Below are 18,256 nucleotides of genomic sequence, written 5' to 3'. Positions count from 1 at the left end.
TGTACAAAGGGGTTTTTTCGATGAAAGTGCTGTATCATCCGGACCGGGAAGAAATCCAGTTGTCTTCCATACTGTATGCCCTTAGCGATCCCGTACGGTTAAGCGTCGTGGCCGAAATCCGCAAAAAGGGCGAGCAGCCGTGCAACTGCTTCGACGTGCCGGTCGCCAAATCGACATTGTCCCATCATGCCCGCACGCTGCGCGAGGCGGGGGTTGTGTTTACGCGCATCCAGGGAACCCAGCGCTTTCTGTCGCTGCGGGAGGAGGATCTGGAGTACCGCTTTCCCGGACTGCTCGATTCGGTACTGAAGGCTTACGAAAGCTCAAATGGTAGAATTGGCATAGAGCTGTCCGAAGCGGACCGCTAAATTAGCTGAAATCGCAAGGGGCGAAAGGATAACATGGGTATGCTAAAAATCGATCTGACGGGAAAAATTGCTTTGATCACTGGAGCAACGGGGCAACTGGGACGGGTGATGGCCCGGACGCTGGCCGGGTGCGGGGCCAAGGTGGCCATTCATTACATGAATAACGAAGCCAAAGCGCAGGAACTGCTTGACGAAATAACGGCGGCGGGCGGATCGGCGATGATTGTGCAGGGCGATGTCACGAAGGAAGCGTCCACGGTGCATATGAAAAAAGAAATCCGGGAGAACCTGGGCGATCCGGATATCGTCGCCGCCAACGCCGTCGTGCAATACGACTGGATGTCCGTGCTGGAGCAGCCTGCATCGGACTACGTCAGCCAGTTCGAATCGTGTGTGCTGCAGAGCGTATTTCTCGCCAAAGCGTTTATTCCGGCAATGATGGAGAAAAAATACGGACGTTTTATCGGGATCAACACCGAATGCGCGATGCAGAATTTCCCGAATCAATCGGCCTACACGGCCGGCAAAAGAGGGATGGACGGCGTATACCGCGTACTGGCCAAAGAGGTCGGCGAGCATCAGATCACCGTCAACCAGGTGGCCCCGGGCTGGACGATCAGCGAGCGGGAACGAAACTTAGAGGAACGGAACGATTCGGCTTACATCGCCGGCGTTCCGTTGAAGCGGCGGGGCGAGGACCAGGATATCGCCAACGCCGTGGCGTTCCTCGCATCCGATTTGGCCGGCTTTATTACGGGCGCGTACATTCCGGTCAGCGGCGGCAATGTGATGCCGGCGATTTGACCGGCTGCGTCCCCGCTTTTATCTCCACGCCACACCACACCAAACCTCTGCCGGAAATAGAGGTATTTTATGCCGTTATTTTGTGAGTTCTCCCCTTTCTACGCAAAATAGCGGCATTTTGGACCTCTGTCAAGAAAGTGGACACCCTTTTAAGCAACTTTTCTCTTATTAAATTGCGCAGCAAAGCGAACCGGTGACAAATAGCCGAGTGAACCATGGATCCGTTTTCGGTTGTAGAAGAATTCAATGTAACGGTAGATCTCGTCATAGGCTTGCTGCTTGGTCTTAAATCGCTTGCAGTAAATCAACTCCTTCTTGAGGATGCTGTGAAAGGATTCAATACAAGCATTGTCGTAGCAGTTGCCTTTGCGGCTCATGCTGGCTGTCATTTTGTAAATTTTGAGTTGTTCTCTGTACTTGTGGGACGCATATTGGCTCCCTCGATCCGAATGATGAATGAGCCCTTTTTTAGGCCTTTTGGCCACATAGGCATCCTTCAGAGCGTCCAGAACAAGATCGGTTGTCATTCGGTCATTCAAACGCCAGCCCACGATCTCACGGGTGCATAGGTCCATAACGCTGGCAAGGTACAGCCGACCTTCTCTACAAGGAATGTACGTAATGTCGGTAACCCAAACCTTATTGGGTTTGTTCACTTGAAACTGCTGGTTAAGGATATTGGGAGCAATCGGTAAGTCATGGTTAGAATCGGTAGTTTGCACTTTGTATTTACGTGCGACACAGGCGCGAAAGCCGAGCTCCCGCATGTATAAACCAATCGTCCTCTCCGTTACGTTCTCGCCTTCCTGATTCAGCAAGTACGTGATTTTAGGGGCCCCGTAACGCTGCTCGGAATCGTTGAAGTGATAAGTAATCCTTTTCAGCAGGTGTAACTTACGCAATGCTCGCTCACTCGGCTTTTTGTTTCGCCATTTGTAGTAGCCGCTCCGGGAAACTCTAAAAACCTGGCACATCTTCTCCAAAGAAAACTCGGAGCGGTGATCTTCAATAAACTGAAACCTTACTTCTTTGGTTTGCTGAAGATGTGCACTGCTTTTTTTACGATGGCCAGTTCCTCTTCCACATCGGCGATACGCTGCTGGCTTTCGCGGAGTTCACGCTCTTTGTCTTTCAAGAGTTGTTCGAGTTCCCGAACGCGTTCGACGTTTGTGATGGGTTCGTTCTTAAACTCACGGTATTTCGCCTTCCAGGAATGCAATGTCTTTGCTGGGATATCTAGCTCCAAGGCTACGTCCTCCACCGACTTTGTCTGTTCTTGGAGATATTTTACCGTTTGTCTCTTAAATTCTTCGTTATATCGTTTCCGTTGTTCACCCATGTGAACACCTCCTCAGATAGTTCCATTATCTTTTTCTCTTAACGAGGTGTCCACTTTTTATTCTAGCTCTATTTTTGCCGTTATTTGGGGACTAGCTTGGAAAAAGCACATGTTTGTCCCCCGTTTTTCTGAAATAGCGGTAAAAAAGTCCTCTATTTTCGTTGCACACCTTTTTTGGGGAACATAAGGACCTTTTTTACCGCTATTTTCATGAACTCCACAAAAACGCAGGCCGCGTGTCCTCCTTACACCCTTTAATTGCACTGACAGTCCTTTAATCGCTCCGGCAGTCCTTTAACGTGCCCCCATGTTTTAAGCTCGCCCATTAGAGGTCTTGAGGAGCGGATTCTTCTCGAGTTCATTCTTGTAATAGATAATATAAAATGGTGACACAGATAAAAACATAGTCTATAATCAGATGGTGAATAACTTATATAACAGTAGTTTTAAATAACTAGTACAGTAGTTTTGGCGCAAAGAAAGGGGGAGGGGCTTATCATCACCCTGGAGCATGTGAGCAAAACATACCGCTTGCCGGACGGTCAGTTGGAAGCGGTGCAGGATGTGTCCCTTGCCGTCGAGAAAGGGACGATTCACGGCATTATCGGAGCGAGCGGGGCCGGCAAATCGACGCTGCTGCGGATGATGAACGCTTTGGAGCTGCCCGACCGCGGGAGAATTACCGTCATGGGGCGGGAACTGACAGTTCTCCCGGAGGCTGCGCTGCGGAAGGTGCGCCGGTCGATCGGGATGATTTTCCAGCAGTTTCATCTGCTGAATAACCGGACGGTCAGCGGCAACATATCGGTGCCGCTTGAATTGGCCGGGACCCCAAGACGCGAGCGCGCCGAGCGCGTGGATGAGTGTCTGCGGTTCGTTGGCCTGCCGGACAAGGCGAAGCAGTATCCGTCGGCCTTAAGCGGCGGGCAAAAACAGCGGGTGGCGATCGCCCGGGCCCTGGCGAACCGGCCGGACGTGCTGCTCTGCGATGAGCCGACCTCGTCGCTCGACCCGCGGACGACGGCGGAAATTTTGGAGGTGCTGAGGCATATCCGCGACACCCTTGGAGTAACGATCGTGATCGTGACCCACGAAATGGAGGTCGTGAAAAGCCTCTGCGACACCGTGTCCGTCATGGAGAACGGAAGGCTGACGGATACGTTCCCTCTGGGGCAGCGCCGGGGTGCGGCGGATAAGTCTGCACTTGCGATGTCCTACCGGGAGCAGCTGCTCGCAGGAACGGAGGGGCGCCATGTTTGATTTTGCCGCCATGTGGCACGATGTGCTGCAATACCGCGCTCAGATCGGGGAAGCGATCGGCGAAACGTTTATGATGGTCGGTATCTCGCTGGCCGCGGCTATCCTGCTTGGGTTTCCGCTCGGCACGCTGATGTTTCTGACCAGCAAAGGGCAGCTGTACGAACATCGCGGCTGGTCGGCCGTTCTGAACAGCGCTGTGAACATTGTACGCTCCTTTCCGTTTTTGCTGCTGGTCGTGTTCATGATTCCGCTCACCCGCTTGATTGTGGGCACCGCGATTGGAACACTGGCCGCTTCCGTGCCGCTGGCGATCGTGGCGGTGGCGATTTATTCGCGGTTCGTGGAGCAGTCGCTGCTGGAGGTGCCGCGCGGCGTGATGGAGGCGGCCCGGGCCATGGGGGCCTCGAAGCTGGCTATCATTTTCAAATTTTTACTGGTGGAAGCCCGTTCCGGTCTGGTGCTTGGACTGACCTCCTCGACGATCAGCTTTATTTCCTACTCCACGGTCATGGGGGTGGTCGGCGGCGGCGGGGTCGGCGATTTTGCCATCCGCTACGGCTACCAGCGCTTCGAAACGGAGCTGATGGTTGCCGTCATCGTGCTGATGATTATTTTGGTGCAGGGCATTCAGTTTGCCGGAAATGCGATTTCCCGGCGTTTGGACAAGCGTTAAGTTTTTTTGCGGGGAAGCCCGGATTCACTGGCAGCATTAAGCAGGCAGCGGGTAAAAAGAGCAAGGAAGAGAATTAGGATGAGGGTTGAAAGGGGAGTTTTTTCATGAAAATGATGAAATGGATGATGAGCCTGGCGCTGCTGGCGCTTGTGCTGACTGCGTGCGGGAGCGGCGGCGGACAAAACGGGGCGGCGAAAGGCGCCGGAAATGAAGCGGGTACGAACGGAGCGTCTCCGGCGGCAGCGCCCGCAGAAACAACAACGACGACTTTGAAGGTAGCCACCTTGATTCCGCCGATGACGGAAATTCTTGAACTGATCAAGCCGCAGCTTAAAGAGGAGGGCATCGACCTGGAACTGGTCGTATTGTCCGACAATGTGCAGCCAAACGATGCTTTGGCCAACAAGGAAGTCGATGCGAATTTTTTCCAGCACGTTCCTTACATGGAGCAGTACAATGAAAGCAAAAACGCCCATCTAGCGGCGGTTCAGCCGGTATATCACGCGGTGTACGGCGCATATTCCAAAAAGTACAAATCGATGGAGGAACTGCCGGACGGGGCGACGATCGCCATCGCCAACGATCCTTCCAACATCGCTAGGTCGCTGATGATGCTGGATAAGGCGGGGGTCATCAAGCTGAAGGAAGGCGCGGGGCTGGAAGCCACCCAGGCGGACATCGTGGAAAACAGCCATAATTACAAATTCGAAGAAGTCGATTTGCTGATGCTGGCCCGGATGCTCGATGACGCCGACCTGGTGCTGATGACGCCGGCGTATGCCAGCCCGCTCGGACTGACGCCGAAGAAGGACGCGCTGCTGACGGAAACCGTCGATTCCGCGTTTGCCATTACGCTTGTCGCCCGCGAGGACAACAAGGATTCGGAGCCGGTCCAAAAGCTGGCCAAAGCGATTTCCAGCCCGGAAGTGAAACAGTTCCTGGAACAAAAATACGACGAGATCGCGCTGCCGGCGTTCTAAAAACGGGACCTGACATCCAAAGGGACTTGGCATCCAAAGGGACCTGGCATCAAAGGGGACCTAGCCAGCCTAGCCTCAGGCGTGCTGTGTTGCACTGCATGACAGAGGTCGAGCACAGAGGCTGGCGCATCGGCGGGCTGCCGGCGGCAAGCGGCATAAGCCAAACTTCCCTCTTCATAAGATAGTGATAGCGAATTGTTTGAGAAGGGGGGAAGACGATGCAGATCCATGTTGTTCAGCGGAATCAGACCATATACAGCATCGCCGATACCAGCTTCCCGCAAAACTGGCTGCTTATCGAAAACAACTTCGACGTGGCGAAGCGGGTGTAATTCAGGTAATTAACGTTGGGCGGGTAATGCCAATGTCGGGAGGTCTTGAATTTTCAAGAATTTTCAAATATAATTTTCATGTGATTTTTGCTACAGTGATATTGGGGTGGATGCGTTATGCTGAAACCAACCCAACATTTTTAAAAAAATTTAAATGAATATGGATCTTCGGGGTAAGGTGAAATTCCTGACCGGCGGTGAGGTTCCTCTGTTCCATGGGAAGAGAGGGGCTTAAGCCCGCGACTCGTTTACCGCGTGTTGTCCGCGGTTGGCGACTGACTTGGTGCGATTCCAAGGCCGACGGTATAGTCCGGATGGGAGAAGATCAAACAAGCAAGTTTGAACGGAGCTTTTTTTGCTTCGGCCAGGCTTATTTGGTCGCCCCCGCAACCCCTTTTGTAGGAAGGATTGCGGGGGTTTTCTACGTAGACCCCATATTCAAGAAGGGGACATCATTATGAAAAATGCAAGCGCAAGCAGCAGAGTAAACGGAGTAGGAGCGGGAACCGGCAAGACCGGTTTGCAGGCCGGACGCAGCGCCGGCACGCTGGCGGGAGGGGCCGCAGCGCCAGGCGGCGCGTCAGGGAAAGCGGCAGCCTTGGCCGGGAGCGCGGCCGCGAAAGGTACGGCGAAAACCGGGTTTTGGCTCGTTGTTTTGGGAGCCGCCCTTTGGGGCGTCGACCCGCTGTTTCGGGTCATTTTGCTGAAGTCGCTGACGTCGGCGCAAATCGTTCTGATTGAACACATCATCATCGCTTTGGTGGCCGTTCCGGTGTTATGGAAAAACCGCTCCGAACTGAAAGGGCTGGGCTGGCGCCACGCCGGCGCGCTGCTCTTCATTTCCTGGGGCGGGTCGGCGATCGCCACCATCCTGTTCACGATGGCGCTCTCCAGCGGCGATTTGAACGCCGTGCTGCTGCTGCAAAAAATGCAGCCGCTGTTCGCCATCCTGCTCGCCGGCCTGCTATTGAAGGAGAAGCTGCCGCGCCACTTTTTCGGATTGCTGACGGTCGCTTTGGCCGGAACGTACCTGCTTACTTTCGGATTTACGGTTCCGATCGGGCACTGGAGCGATTTCGTGCAAATCGGCAGCCTGCTTTCGCTGGGAGCGGCCGCGCTTTGGGGCGGTTCCACCGTGATGGGGCGGCTGATGGTCGGGAAGATGAAGTATGAGACGGTGACGTCGCTGCGGTTTATTTTGGCGCTGCCGCTGCTGCTGGCTATCGCCTGGAACGAAGGGGCGGGCTGGAACCTGCCGGCCGGAGGCTGGCAAATCGCCGCCGTTTCGCTGAATATGCTTGGACAAGCGCTGCTGCCGGGTCTCCTGAGCCTGCTCGTCTACTACAAAGGACTGACGACCACGAAGGCGTCGGTAGCCACGCTGGCCGAGCTGAGCTTCCCGATGGTCGGGGTGCTCGTCAACTGGGTGGCGTTCCAGCAGATGATTACGGCGGCCCAAGTGTGCGGCTTCGTGCTGATCTGGGCGGCGCTGTTCATCATCTCACGCCAGGGCGGCTCGCCCGCCGCGGAGACGAAAGCGGGCAACGCGGGCAAAGTGGGTAAAGCTGGCGCTTAACAGGGAAGATCGTTTAACCTGTGTGTTAACTAACTTTGATTTTGGCGACCTCCGTTGCGGAGGTCTTTTTTGTTTCTGCTCCCAGTTTCGCAAGCTTGATTGGATATTTCCAATAGAATCAGCTAAAATTCGCGAAAGGAGCCCATCCGCGGCAAAGCCATTGGATATTTCCAATGAGATATTGTCATTTCGAGACGTACCATCTTTATAGGAGATGATCTGGTGGCTACGGATTATTGGATCATCGATTGGATGACCGGAATGGCTGGCAATCCATCGGGGGATATTGCAAGATCCCTGCTTTTTTTGACTTACGGAACGATGCCCGAGGGAACTCCCAAAATCGTATCCATCATCGTAAATTTCCTAAGGCAGCGAATCAGCGAAGCCGAAAAGGATATTTAAAGCGCTACTTAAAGCATTCGAATGTGAGCTATCATGAAATCGACGGATGGACCTTGCCGGTCGCCGCCGCCAGACTCGCGGATTCGATTCCCCCGGAAGAGAAGAACCGGCTGTTGTCGGAGATTCGAGCCCGATTGAGGGCGCTATGAAGAACAGAAGTCTATTTTTTCCTACAGAGAGGCAGCCAAAACTGATGCCGAATTTCTGGCCAAGTTATCCGGTCAGCTTGGTTATCGGTTCAATACAAACATCCCGTTTTAAAAGAAAGATCGCCGGTTACCCTGCTTTCTTGGTCAGGATAACGCGGCGATCTTTTTTCATGCCCATAAAAAAATAAAACGCTTGGAGGTTAACTTTCCGTCTATAAAGTGAGAGTTCAAGACAGATCAGCAGCATTCAACTGAAGAAAGAAGCTTATGAACAGGGAGGGCATCATGAAAGAGGAAAAGCTGGCCGTGGCTGTTTGCACGGGAGATGAAGAAGCCTTCTTCAACTTCGTGTCCAGGCACAAGCGAAAGCTCTACGGTGTTGCATACAGCTATATGCACAACGAGGCCGACGCGCTGGATATGCTGCAGGAAGCAGCATATAGGGGGTGGTCGAAATGCCACACATTAAAAGATCCCGGCGCAATGCTGCCTTGGTTGATCCGAATCGTCATCCATTGCTGCATAGAAGAACTAAGACGGCAAAAACGCCGGAAAAAGATCATTTTGGAGCGCTCCGTTACATACACCCCCGAGATGATAAGTGTTGCAAAGCTCGACATGGAAAAGGCGCTAAGCCGCCTAAAGCCCAAGTACAGAAATGCAATTATACTCAGGTACTACAATGATATGACCGTTCCGGAGATCGCCCAAATACTCGGGAAGGCGGAGGGGACCATCAAGACGTGGCTGCACCAGGGACTCAAGCAATTGCGCGGCAAAATAAATTACGGAGACGAACATGGAGGTGAACTTCAACATGGCCAATCATGAGGACTGGATAATGGAAAAAAGCTGGCAGGAAGTACGTCAGGCTGCCGGAAGAGTAACGGACGAGAAGTTAGACGAGGCGCTGCGGCAGGGCATAGAGCGGGCTGCTCGTGAACGGATGCGTCCGTTGTCCCGATTGCGGACGATGAAGCGGCTTCGCGTTGCCGCTGCGGTCCTGTCTATCTTGTTGGTCATCGGAGCCGGCGCAGTAGGCAGCTATAAGCTAAACCGGATATACCGGGTCCCAGCGGCAGAAAAGGCACCGATCAATGCGCGGATTCCCTCCTATGTGGAGAACATTTTCGATGCGAACAGCCAATTGGATAATCCTTCACTTCTCAACATGCTCAAACAAGCTGCCGATCACGGTCTGTATCATGAGCTGAATCAATCTATCGTCGCTAAAGGTTATAAAATGACGGTTGATGGAATCGTGGCGGACAGCAGGCGAATCATTATGTTTTATACCACAGAGAACCAGAATGAGGATCTTCCATTACGCCTGAGCTATAACCAGCCTCCGCAGTTGCTGGATCGTCAGGGCCGGCCGCTGAATGGTTCGTTCACTTGGGACACCTACGCCCAGTTGCCTAAAAATCAGCCGCTGACCAAGGGGGTTATGGTATTTGATTTTGAAACGGCCGGACAAATTCCGGAAAGCTTCCAGATCAAAACGACCTGGTCTCAGTTTCAACGGCAAGGCAGCAATGAACGCCAAAGCAGCAATGTTAGTGTAGAGAGAACAGAAAACCTGGTCGTACCCGTTACGATTCAAAATGGCGCTCACGCCGCGGATATTGAGGAGCGGCCGATCCACGTGGAGATAACGCAGAGCGGACAGCAGATCACCTTTACCAAACTGATTCAGAGCCCCCTGAGGACGGACCTTGTTTTCGATTTCAAGAGCAGCACCGGCCAAAAGCTGGAAAAGATCGAAGCCGTGCTGGAGCTTGCCTCACTGAAAAAGCAGGCAAAGGAGCGCATGGATTTTGATACAACATTAAGGTATGATCGAACCCTGCTGACGCCTGAAGGGGGAACGATTTACCTGACCAGCAGCTTCTACTCGGAGCATAGGGAATTATGGCTAAAATTTTATTATGCGAGCTTCCAGCCCGATCACGAAGTGCAGATTACCGTTGATCCCGAGGAAGGCAAGCTGGTTCACTCTCCCGATTCCCAGATCTCACTGGAGCGGATTCCGGAGGAAAGTACGGACGAGGAATTGCGTTTGCGTCTGCAATACGGGCCCCAAAAAGAGGTTAAAGGAGGGTATTTCGAACTGAAGGATACGTTTGCGGATGCCGACGGCGAGCGTCATCCCTTCACTCAGCAATATGATGCCGGGGAAGGAACATTTCTCTCCATTCCGAACTACCGGCAATATCCCGGCCCCTTCAGCTTCGATATTATAAGATATTGGGGTAACGTTCTGGAATTAAATGAAGTGGATGAACAGCGCATTCGTTAGGCTGCATGTACAGATTTCATCATAAAAAACGCGATATAGTACGGGGCTGCCCAAAAGGTCATATACATGACCTTAGGGACAACCCCGTTTTTTTGAGAAACCCTTGCTTTAGGTGCGGGGAGGCGAGGATAGGGGCCAGCCATTGCCTCTGTTGCCGGAATAGCGGTAATTTATGGCGTTATTTTTAAAAAGTTCCGCTTCTGCATGAAATAGCGGAACTTTTGGGCCTTATCTGGGTAACAAGCATGGGAAAAGCCCCTCTTTGTCCACTTATTCCCAAATTAGCGGTAAAAAACTCCTCTATTTTAGTCAATTTACCTTTTTTGCTGAAAATAGGGACATTATTTACCGCTATTCCCCTGGCCACCTACAAAAACGCAGGCAGTGCGCCTTCTCCACATCCCAAGCAAAGGATCTCCGGAGGGGAGGCCTCCGGCCGGCGGTTTACCTCACTGCGCGGCACCCCGCAGATTTGTTCTATTTCTCGTCCAGCCACAAAATGGCGGTTACGCCGCGCGGGTAGTAGCGGCTGCCGCAAATGACGCCGGCCATCATCTGGTCGCTCCAGCTCCAGTAGGCGTTCTGCTCGGAGGTGAGCCAGGCGGCGTGCGCCGCGTCGGCGGCCCGGCCCTGCTCATCCCACGGCAGGCCAAGAATGCGGCGGGCGATGAACTGGCACAGGTAGATTTTGCTGAGCCAGGAATTGTTGCTCGTCGAGGACAGCTTCCAGCCGCCGTCTTCGAACAGGCAGACGCCGGGCTTCAGCACCGCGCGCAAATGCTCCGCCAGCGCCGCGATGTACTCGCCGAACCGGCCGCCTCTGTCCAGCGCCTCCCCGCATCCCGTATACAGCGGGAAAATCAAGCCTTCGATCGCCGGAATGATTTTCGAGTCGTTGTTCTCCTGAATCACGGCGGGAATGTAGCCGCCCGGCTGCATGTGAGCCACGATCGTCCGCGCGCACAGCTCGGCCTGCCGGCCGGCCAGCGCCGCCTGCTCTTCGCGGCCGTTATCCCGCAGCAGCTTCTCCATCGCCACGTAGGCGGCCCAGCTTTTGCCGGCCAAATAAATGTTGTTGCGCGCCTGACCGAGCGACACGTCCAGGCTGTCGTACGTGGTAATCTCCGCGCCGCCCATCGTCCGCGAGCTGTCCAGGCCCATGATGCCGGTCCGCTTGGCCGGGTCCGGTTGGTCGCGGTTTACCATGCTATCCAGACATTGCTCAAGCACGCCGAGGTTGCGGCTCAGCCACTCGTTGTCCCCCGTCTGACTCACATAAACGGAAGCGCACAGCACCCAGTTGACAAGCTGCTCATGCGTCATGTGCGAGAAGCAGTCGTCGATCGCATGCAGCTCATAAGCGGAGTAGCCGGGCCGGGAGAACGAATTGGCCACGCCCATATCATGCGTGAAGCTGATGCCCCCGGGATACACGGTATCATCGCCCGGAAGGCGGACCGTATCCTCGTAGCTGTAGCGGCGGGTGAACAGGTCGAGCTCGTTTTTGACCGTCCACGGGTTCATTTTCAGCTCAAAAAACAGCTGGTCAACCGTCAGATCAAACGTGTTCATCATCCGGTATTCGCCTTCGTTGACGATCCAAAGCGGCCGTCCCTCGTGGTCAAGCAGCTCGCTGGACCCGTAGTAGCTGCGAATGGCGTGCGCCAGCATAAACCGCTGATCCTCGTTCAGATGCGGAGCGTTCACCAGTTCTTCGGCTTGGCGCGCGGCTGCGAGCTTGCGGTCGAACTGCTCCAGCGCGTAAGCGGCCACTTCCTCGATATTGCCGAAAAACCGTGTGTAATAGTAGGACGTGTCCATCCCGGTAGTAACGTAACCGCCGCGGTAGAAGCAAAGCGCAAAGCGGTAAGTGGCTTTTTCGCCGGCCGGGGTATCCATCAACAGCGCGCCCACCGGACCGAGCCCGAACCGCAGGTTTTCCGGCACCTTCGGCTGCAGAATCGCTTCCATCGTGAAAAATCCGGCGCTCGCCACCCGCGGATCGTTTGAGGCAATCGCCGTGTTCCGGCCTTGGCCGACGCCGCAAATCCGCCCTTCGGTCGTGTCTTCCAGGCGGCGGACCGAAGTGTACGGGTCGGTGTTCTGGAAGCCGAAAAACGCTTTGCGCGCCGACTTGCCGCGGGTGTTGTCGACCGTAATTTCCGCCAGCACCGCTGGGCAAAGGGCGAAGCGGAGCTCCTCCTCCGCGGCGGCTGCCGGATCGGGCACCGGCCCGAACGGGGAGTACAGGCGGAACGTCAGATCGCCGGCCTGCCACTCGTCGGTCGCCACGCCAAACTTGCGGGTGATCTCCCCGCGCGCAAACGCAGCGATGATACCGCTGTCATTTTTTTGCACGGAATGCTGAAGTTCACCCTCATCTCCGCTATCCTCCGTCGTGTAACGGTCGCGTTCGTCCTGGCCTTCCCCGAAAAACGGCAAGGCCCGGTAGCGGTTCTGGCCGTCTTCCTGCAATCCGATGTATATATTCTGGTTGGGCGGGCTGCCAAGCTCCAGATCAAACCCGCCGCTTTTGCCGGGATACCCGAGCGTGAAGCTGGCGAAAGCGCCGACCGGCGAGTGATGCGCGTTGAAAAAAATATTTTTACCCAACTTGATTACCTCCTGTTATTTCGGTAAATGGTATGTTAGTTTGATTATATCAAGGGGTATTGGAGCCTCCTATGTCCAAACCGCCAATCAATTTACCCAAATCAATCAGAAAAAAGAAATTGACGGTAAAAGGAGAGTCGGTGTATGAATATGTCCGGAGAGCATCAGGTGGCCGAGTTTATGCTGCCCGATATGGATTCGACGTTCCGTTTGTTTGCCGCGCATATGCGGACGGTAACGAACGAATGGTCCTACCCGCGGCACAGCCATCCGCTGTTTGAAGTAAATTTGCTGCTGGAGGGGCGCCAGGAAATGATCGTGGGCGGCCAGCGCTACGTGCAGCAGCCGGGAGACTTGATGCTGCTGCGGCCCGAGGATGTGCACGAGAGCCGGGCGGCGGGGACGGGAAGAATGACGTACTACTGCCTGCATTTCAACGTGGACGACCCCGCCTTGCGGGAGGTGCTGTGCCGGGGCGAAGAGGTGCTGTACGCGGCGGCCAGCCCGTTGGCGAGGCAAATCCGCCCCAGCCTGGACAAGCTGATCGCGCTTACCTCGGGCGGCGCGGGCGTGAAGCTGGCCGACAAGATGCGAACCTTGGCGGCGCTGTTCGAGCTGTTCGCCGGCCTCAGCGACAGCTTGGCGGAAAGCGGCGGCGCCGGCGCTTCCGGCAGCCGCGTGCACCGCATCGCCGCGGAGATCGCCGCGGGCCTTACGCGCTGCGTTGAGGCGCCGGACGCCTGGAGCCGTCCGGCCGGGCTTGAGACGGCGGGCGGTGGCGGACACGGCGCAGGCGGCGGAAACGTGAGCGGCGATGGTGAAGGCGGCAGCGACAGCGGCGGCCGCGCGGGCGCAGTCGAGGACGCGGACGGAGCGCGGGACACCGTGGCGGCCGTGACCGCCGGCCTCGGGTACAGCGCCTCCTCCTGCAACCGCATCTTCCGCAGCGTGTACGGCATGTCTCCGCGGCAGTACCTGTCGGCGCTGAAGCTGAAAAAAGCCAAGCTGCTGCTGATGGAGCCGGAGCTGTCGGTGGAAGACGTCTCGCGGCGGCTCGGCTACAAGGACATCGCCCATTTCAGCCGGCAGTTCAAGCGCTGGACCGGCGAACCGCCCGGCAAATTCCGCGGGCGATATCATATTTGAGGGCGCCGGACGCGCGGCCGGCTTACGGAACCCAAAAATTGATCGAATGGAAAGGAATGAATTGTATGGCCCCTTACCGCAATCCCGTGATTCCGGGATTTTATCCCGACCCCAGCGTTTGCCGGGCGGGAGAAGATTATTATCTGGTAACGAGTTCTTTTGAATATTTTCCGGGGGTGCCGATCTTCCACAGCCGCGACCTCGTTCACTGGCGGCAGCTGGGTTATGTGCTGAACCGCCCGAGCCAGCTGCGGCTCGACAAAGCGAGAAGCTCGGGAGGCATCTACGCTCCCACGATCCGTTACCATCAGGGAAAGTTTTACGTGACGACAACGAACGTGACCGGAGGCGGGCATTTGTTGGTGCATAGCGGCGATCCGGCGGGGGAATGGTCCGACCCGGTATGGATCGATCAGCCGGGCATCGATCCGGATTTGTTTTTTGACGAGGACGGGACGGTGTATTTCTCGACCGCTTCGGGCCAGGCCGAAACCGGCATATACCAAAGCGTAATCGACCTTAAGACGGGAAAAAGATTAACCGAGCCGCAAATCATCTGGGACGGCAGCGGCGGCAAACATCCGGAGGCTCCGCATCTGTATAAAATCGGCGGGACCTATTATCTGATACTGGCCGAGGGCGGCACCGAATACGGTCACATGGTGACGATCGCCAGAGGCGACAGTCCGTCCGGTCCGTTTACCGGCTGCCCCGGCAATCCGATCCTGTCGCACCGCAGCAAGGCGAGTCCGATTCAGGCCACCGGGCACGCCGATTTGGTGCAGGCTCATGACGGCAGCTGGTGGGCCGTTTGTCTGGGGATTCGTCCGGTCGGTTATCCGAACCGGCACCATTTGGGACGGGAAACGTTCCTTGCCCCGGTGAAATGGAACGAGCAAGGCTGGCCGGAGATCGGGGAAGGCGGGATGATCGCGGAAAAAGTGGAAGCGGATACACTGCCGCTGCATCCGTGGAGCGAACAAACAAATCACCGCGACGATTTTACGGCAGCGGCCCCGGAATTGGCCTGGAATTTCCTGCGGAATCCCCGTCCGGGCAGCTGGTCGCTCGAAGAACGTCCCGGCTGGTTGACCCTGCACGGTTCGCAGGTGACTTTGGACGATGAGGATGCGCCGGCGTTCCTGGGCAGACGGCAGCAGCATTTTGCCTGCCGGGCCGAGACGCTGCTGGAGTTTCCGCCCGCTCACGAAGGGGATGAGGCCGGGTTGACCGTGCTGATGAACCACCGCTTCCACTATGAAATCGCGCTGACGCGGACGGGCGGGGAACGCATCCTTATTTTCCGCCGGCGGCTGGGCTCTTTGCGGAAAGTGGAGCACAGCGTCCCATGGGCGGGGGAGCGGGTGATTCTTGGCGTTCGGGCCGATGCGGAAAATTACGTCTTTACATACCGCCATCCGGAACGGGGGGAAGAACGAACGATTCTGGGCAGGGGGGAGTGCAGCATGCTGGCGACCGAGGTGGCCGGCGGGTTCACCGGGGTATTCTTCGGGCTGTACGCGGTCAGCGGCACCTCCGCTCCCGCAGCCCCGGCCCGCTTTGACTGGTTTGATTACATCCCGCTGGACTAGCGCAAAGGAGATGACCGAAGTGATCACGATGGTTATTGCCGACGATGAGCATATTACCCGCCTCGGCTTGCAATCGCTGGAGTGGGAGTCCGAAGGATTCAGGCTTACCGGCCTTGCTTCCTCCGGCCCTGAAGCACTCGATATGGTGCGTTCGCTGGCGCCCGATTTGCTGCTGACGGATATCCGGATGCCGGGTATGGACGGATTGTCCTTGATGAAGACACTGAACCAGGAAAGCCGCCCGGTCAAGGTCGTGTTCATTACGGCCTATCATCAGCTCGATTACGCCTTGTCGGCGATCGAACTGGGGGCGGTCGGCTTCGTGCTGAAACCGACCGATCCGGATGAGATCATGGCGGCTTGCAGGAAGGCCAAGCTGCAAATCGAAGCGGAGCGCGAGCAGGCGGCCGCCGAGCGCGATATGCGCCAGCAATTGAAGGAATATTCGCTCACCCTGCAGGGGAAGGTGCTGCCGGCCGCGGAAAACCATAATGCGGTCGTCGCACGGATGACGGATTACTTGGAGGCCCATTTCATGGAGGAGGTGACGATCGCCAAAATTTCCGAGGCGCTCCATTTTCATCCCGATTATTTGAGCCGATTGTTCAAAAAAGAGACGGGGGAGACCTTCAGCGATACGCTGACGCGGATCCGGCTGCAGAAGGCGATGGAATATTTGGCCGATCCGGACGTGAAAGTTTACGAGGCCGCTGCCAAGGTCGGCATCCGGGACGCCCGTTATTTTGGGCAGCTCTTTAAAAAGCGCTATGGACTTACGCCGCAGGAATTCCGCAGCAAACAGCTGGCCGGCGGGGAGAAATGAACATGGTCTTCGGTAAACTCGGGCGCAGGCTGATTCAGCGGGTCCATGATTTTAAAATCCGCAGCAAGCTGCTGGCGTCGTTTTTGCTGCTCATCTTGGTGCCGATCGCCCTGATCGGCACGTTGACTTATCAGAAGTCAAGATCGCTGATTCAGGAAAAAACGAACGATTATACGCTCGACTTGCTCAGCGAGGTCAGCAAAAATATCGAACTCCATCTGGTGGACATCGACCGGCTGTATCACACCGTTTTTACGAACGTGGATGTGCGGAACGCCTTGCGGGAAGCGAACAAAGGCTTCGACAGCCAGGTGGAATACGTGGCCGCGGCCAAGCGGATCAACCATTTTTTGGACAGCGTGATCATCGACCGGGACGAGGTGCAGTCAATTCAACTGTATTCTTTAAAGCCCTACCTGTTCCAATCCTCGGATCCGCCGTTGACCGAATTAAGCCGGGAAGAGTGGCGGAGCCTGCAAAAAAACGAAGGCAATCTGATTTGGATGGACCCCGAACCTTTGGTGCCCGCCGTCACGGCGGGCAGTTCCGTTTATGACATGGACAACCTGAAGAAATCGGGGTATTTTGTGCTGCATCTCCGCGAAAAGGCGCTTTATTCCATCTACGGCTCGATCCAGCTCGGCAAACAAGGGGAACTTTACATCATCAATCAGGGCGGGGTCATCATTTCCCATGGCGACAAGGAGCTGATCAATACGCGGCCTTCCGCAGCCTATATCGGCCAGGTACTGAGCGGCGGCAAACAGGGGAGCTTCAAGACGGCCCTGAACAACCAAAACGCTGTCGTCAATTACCGGATGATCGGGGAAACGGGGTGGCGGATCGTCAGCGTCATTCCCGCGACCGAATACGAAAACTTATCGATCCTCCTCAAAAACTGGATGCTTGTTCTTTTCGCTATTTTTATCACGGTGGCCGTAATTTTGTCCTATATCGTTTCCAACAGCATTTCCAAACCGATCCGCCAGCTTTCCGCCGTCATGAAAAACGTGGAAGGAGCTCGTTTGGACGCCCGCTTCGTGTACAACTCGCGCAACGAAATCGGACTGCTCAGCCGCAACTTCAACCGGATGGTCGACCGGATCAATCATCTGGTCAACAAGGTGTATCAGGAGGAGCTGCTCAAGCAGCAGTCTCAGCTAAAGTATCTGATGTTCCAGATCAACCCGCATTTCCTGTTCAACACGCTGGAGACGATCAACTGGCTGGCCCGCATTCAAGGAGCCCCCGAGGTCGGCAAGCTGTCCAAGGCGCTGGGCGATTTGATGCGGGAGGGGATCAAAGGGAAGGATTTTATTCCTTTGGTAAGCGAAATCGGCAATGTCGAGAAATACGTGTATATCCAAAAGCACCGTTTCGGCGACAAATTCGAAGTCGACACCGATATCGATCCGAATGCGTTGTCCCTGTCGGTCCCGCGGTTTATCTTGCAGCCGCTGGTCGAAAATGCGATCGTTCACGGGCTGGAGCTGGCGATGGACAAAGGGTTCATCGAGATAAGAGGGTACTTTGAACAGGGCCGGCTGCTGCTGACGGTGAGCGACAACGGCGGGGGGATGGAGCCCGCCAAGCTGGAGGAAATCAGGTCCGTACTGGACGGCGGTCCGGCGGATACGGCGGGCATCGGGTTGCTGAATGTTCATCAGCGGATTCAACTGCACTATGGAAAAGAATACGGGCTGCGGGTCGACAGCAGCTGCGGCGAAGGAACGGAAATTACGATCACGCTGCCCGGCATACCGGGCATGACAGGCCGGAATGAGCAGGAATCCAGCCCGGCTCCTTGAAAGAAGTCGGCGGCGGGGCAGGATAAGGGGCCGGTTCGGCATCAGGCAGCGGGCGGAATTGGGCAGCCGGCCCGAAATAGACGGTCCGT

At 55.7% G+C, this 18,256-nt stretch carries 14 protein-coding genes, 1 pseudogene and 1 riboswitch; of the genes and pseudogenes, 13 read left to right on the top strand and 2 right to left on the bottom strand.

Translation table 11 applies throughout. The features are described from left to right. The first annotated feature begins 20 nt into the window (after positions 1–20). Positions 21–368, top strand: coding sequence for an ArsR/SmtB family transcription factor (locus DYE26_RS16090; protein ID WP_036625441.1), 348 nt, complete (start codon positions 21–23; stop codon positions 366–368). A gap of 39 nt (positions 369–407) precedes the next feature. After that, positions 408–1,172, top strand: a complete 765-nt coding sequence (locus DYE26_RS16085) for an SDR family NAD(P)-dependent oxidoreductase (protein ID WP_036625440.1) — start codon at positions 408–410, stop codon at positions 1,170–1,172. 149 nt (positions 1,173–1,321) lie between these two features. Here the strand turns inward: DYE26_RS16085 and DYE26_RS16080 are convergent. After that, positions 1,322–2,511: pseudogene (locus tag DYE26_RS16080) on the bottom strand (IS3 family transposase). 495 nt (positions 2,512–3,006) lie between these two features. On the opposite strand from DYE26_RS16080, the gene DYE26_RS16070 reads away from it, so the two are divergent. The 7 genes from DYE26_RS16070 (at position 3,007) to DYE26_RS16040 (ending at position 10,185) form a co-directional block, all read left to right on the top strand. Next, positions 3,007–3,771, top strand: coding sequence for a methionine ABC transporter ATP-binding protein (locus DYE26_RS16070; protein WP_082208097.1), 765 nt, complete (start codon positions 3,007–3,009; stop codon positions 3,769–3,771). After that, positions 3,764–4,444, top strand: coding sequence for a methionine ABC transporter permease (locus tag DYE26_RS16065; protein WP_036625436.1), 681 nt, complete (start codon positions 3,764–3,766; stop codon positions 4,442–4,444). Before DYE26_RS16070 ends, DYE26_RS16065 begins: the two co-directional genes overlap by 8 nt. Positions 4,445–4,557: 113 nt before the next feature. Continuing rightward, entirely contained in the window at positions 4,558–5,424 is an 867-nt protein-coding gene (locus DYE26_RS16060) for a MetQ/NlpA family ABC transporter substrate-binding protein (RefSeq protein ID WP_036628681.1), read from the top strand. 492 nt (positions 5,425–5,916) lie between these two features. Further along, positions 5,917–6,086: riboswitch (FMN riboswitch) on the top strand. Positions 6,087–6,213: 127 nt separating this feature from the next. Next, on the top strand, positions 6,214–7,332 hold the full coding sequence (locus DYE26_RS16055) for a DMT family transporter (RefSeq protein ID WP_082207910.1): 1,119 nt from the start codon (positions 6,214–6,216) through the stop codon (positions 7,330–7,332). Positions 7,333–7,554: 222 nt separating this feature from the next. Continuing rightward, positions 7,555–7,737 (top strand): hypothetical protein, encoded by a 183-nt coding sequence (locus DYE26_RS16050; protein WP_051985668.1) that lies wholly within the window; start codon positions 7,555–7,557, stop codon positions 7,735–7,737. 434 nt (positions 7,738–8,171) lie between these two features. Continuing rightward, entirely contained in the window at positions 8,172–8,717 is a 546-nt protein-coding gene (locus tag DYE26_RS16045; RefSeq protein WP_155619973.1) for a sigma-70 family RNA polymerase sigma factor, read from the top strand. Further along, on the top strand, positions 8,704–10,185 hold the full coding sequence (locus DYE26_RS16040; RefSeq protein ID WP_036625432.1) for a DUF4179 domain-containing protein: 1,482 nt from the start codon (positions 8,704–8,706) through the stop codon (positions 10,183–10,185). Before DYE26_RS16045 ends, DYE26_RS16040 begins: the two co-directional genes overlap by 14 nt. A 477-nt stretch (positions 10,186–10,662) precedes the next feature. On the opposite strand, the gene DYE26_RS16035 is transcribed toward DYE26_RS16040, so the two are convergent. Further along, a complete protein-coding gene (locus DYE26_RS16035) occupies positions 10,663–12,798 on the bottom strand; it encodes a glycoside hydrolase family 52 protein (RefSeq protein WP_036625430.1) in 2,136 nt (711 codons plus the stop codon). Between the two features lie 144 nt (positions 12,799–12,942). On the opposite strand from DYE26_RS16035, the gene DYE26_RS16030 reads away from it, so the two are divergent. The 4 genes from DYE26_RS16030 to DYE26_RS16015 are packed head-to-tail and all read left to right on the top strand — an operon-like array spanning position 12,943 to position 18,167. Next, positions 12,943–13,944, top strand: a complete 1,002-nt coding sequence (locus DYE26_RS16030) for an AraC family transcriptional regulator (protein ID WP_036625429.1) — start codon at positions 12,943–12,945, stop codon at positions 13,942–13,944. A 56-nt stretch (positions 13,945–14,000) separates the two neighbouring features. Continuing rightward, positions 14,001–15,536, top strand: a complete 1,536-nt coding sequence (locus DYE26_RS16025; protein WP_082208096.1) for a glycoside hydrolase family 43 protein — start codon at positions 14,001–14,003, stop codon at positions 15,534–15,536. A gap of 28 nt (positions 15,537–15,564) precedes the next feature. Continuing rightward, positions 15,565–16,359 carry a response regulator transcription factor gene (locus tag DYE26_RS16020; protein ID WP_227872731.1) on the top strand — a complete coding sequence of 265 codons (795 nt, stop codon included), beginning with the start codon at positions 15,565–15,567 and terminating at the stop codon, positions 16,357–16,359. 2 nt (positions 16,360–16,361) lie between these two features. Next, positions 16,362–18,167 (top strand): sensor histidine kinase, encoded by a 1,806-nt coding sequence (locus DYE26_RS16015; RefSeq protein ID WP_036625425.1) that lies wholly within the window; start codon positions 16,362–16,364, stop codon positions 18,165–18,167. The last annotated feature ends 89 nt before the right edge of the window (positions 18,168–18,256 follow it).

The sequence above is a fragment of the Paenibacillus macerans genome (genome assembly GCF_900454495.1).
Classification (GTDB): Bacteria; Bacillota; Bacilli; order Paenibacillales; family Paenibacillaceae; genus Fontibacillus; species Fontibacillus macerans.
Note: the sequence above shows the minus strand (reverse complement) of the source record. Positions and strands in the feature narration are given on the sequence as shown.